The following is a 2,150-nucleotide window of genomic DNA, read 5'->3' as shown; positions in this document are numbered from 1 at the left end:
ATGTAAAGCCCGATATCGTTTTAAAATATTTCCCTAACCTAAGTGAAAAACAGATTGCTCAATTCTCACAATTGTTCGATTTATATAGCTTTTGGAATGCACAGATTAATGTAATTTCGAGAAAGGATATCGAAGAGTTATATGAGCGCCATGTATTGCACTCATTGGGGATCGCTAAAGTATGCAATTTTAAAGCCGGAGAATCGGTTTTAGATGTAGGTACAGGTGGTGGTTTTCCGGGCATCCCATTGGCCATCTTGTTTCCAGAAACAGAATTTTATCTGGTCGATTCTATCGGAAAAAAGATTAAAGTAGTAAAAGAAGTGGCTTCGGCATTAGGTTTGGAGAATTTAAGGGCCGATCATTTAAGAGCAGAGCAAATTAAAGAGAAATTTAACTTTGTGGTTTCGAGAGCGGTTACGCGATTAGGCGAATTCTACCCATGGATACAGGGCAAATTTAAAAAAGACTCGTTAAATGCCATTCCAAACGGGGTTTTGTATTTAAAAGGAGGCGATTTGGCCGAAGAGATCAAAGAATCAAAACTGAAAGCAGAATTATATCCACTTTCAGCTTATTTTGAGGAAGATTTTTTTGAGACTAAATATGTGGTTTACGTACCACAGTAATTTAATATTAATATAATTTTATTTTTAGTAATTACTTGATTGCTAGTTTTTTGTGAATTTATTTTGTTCTAATCGGGAATTGTATTCCGTATTTGTCAGTGTTTTTTTATATTTGTAYTATGATACAGCGAGTTGGAAAAAATAAACTAAAGCAATTGGCCTCTAAATTTAGGGTAGTTGCAGTTGTGGGGCCTCGGCAAAGTGGTAAAACCACTATCTGTAAAACTACTTTTCCACGTAAGCCCTATGTATCGTTAGAGAACCCCGATGTGGCCGAATTCGCCACTGTCGATCCGAACGGTTTTTTAAAACAGTTTAAAAACGGTGCTATTTTAGACGAAATACAAAAACTACCTCATCTGTTTTCTTATATCCAACAAATTGTTGATGAAAACAATAAGGCTGGTTTTTTTATCTTAAGTGGTAGTAATAACTTTTTAATGCAGGAGAGTATATCTCAAACCTTAGCGGGTAGGGTTGCTTATCTGCATTTATTACCATGTAGTTTAAAAGAATTAAAAACAGCGAAATTATTATCAAGTTACGAACAGCATATTTTTAATGGGAGCTACCCCGAGCCTTTATATAAAAGAATTGATGCTGTTGATTGGTACCCCAACTATATTAATACCTATGTAGAAAGAGATGTACGCCAGCTTAAAAATATTACAGATCTAGCATTGTTTATGAAATTTCTGCGTTTATGCGCTGGCCGGACCGGGCAGATTTTAAATATGCAATCGTTGGGTAATGATTGCGGTATTGATGCCAAAACAGTGCAGGCTTGGCTATACATTTTACAGTCGAGCTATATCATTTACCTGCTCAAACCATTTTACAACAATTATAATAAGCGGATTATTAAAGCCCCAAAACTTTATTTTTACGATACGGGCGTAGCCTGCAGTTTGTTGGGGCTACAAAACACAGAACAATTGGCACTACACCCTAGTATAGGCGCACTTTTCGAAAATATGTTGATTATAGATCTGCTGAAACAGCGGTTAAACAAAGGTTTGCAGGATAACCTATATTATTGGCGTGATAAAACGGGCAACGAACTGGATTTATTACTTGATTCGGCTACAACTATTACTGCTATTGAAATTAAGGCCGGTGCTACAATGAATACTGATTATCAAAAAGGTTTGTTATACTTTAAAGGCATAACCGATGATAAAAAAGGCCTAAAAACCATAGTTTGTTATACTGGTTCAACTATTCAAAACCGTAGTAATGGTATAGAAGTCAAACCTTGGGGAAAAATGATATAAACTAAGAATGAAAGCAGAATTATATCCGCTTTCAGCTTATTTTGAGACTAAATATGTAGTTTACGTACCACAGTAAGTTATTGCTTTTTTGGATAACCTGTAATTGTGATTTCTTTAACTGGCGTTATCCTGATTGAGGTTACACCATCTTTTGAAATAGTAGCATATGGAAGAAAATTAATTGCAGTTGACTCATTGTCATTCCCTTTTTTTTCTGGTTTTGGCTCAATGGGCGATGGTGGTGCTA

2 protein-coding genes are annotated in these 2,150 nt (G+C 35.6%); both read left to right on the top strand.

The window, feature by feature from the left end; genetic code table 11:
• Positions 1-14: 14 nt before the first annotated feature.
• The gene (gene rsmG / locus AC1DPQ_RS25770) at positions 15-629 is read left to right on the top strand and encodes a 16S rRNA (guanine(527)-N(7))-methyltransferase RsmG (RefSeq protein WP_477611313.1); all 615 of its coding nucleotides are present in this window, start codon (positions 15-17) and stop codon (positions 627-629) included.
• Between the two features lie 119 nt (positions 630-748).
• A complete protein-coding gene (locus AC1DPQ_RS25765) occupies positions 749-1,903 on the top strand; it encodes an ATP-binding protein (protein WP_477585825.1) in 1,155 nt (384 codons plus the stop codon).
• The last annotated feature ends 247 nt before the right edge of the window (positions 1,904-2,150 follow it).

This window comes from Pedobacter sp. 01T416_2, assembly GCF_056398925.1.
The sequence above is the reverse complement of the archived record's forward strand: the minus strand, read 5'-3'. Positions and strand labels throughout refer to the sequence as shown.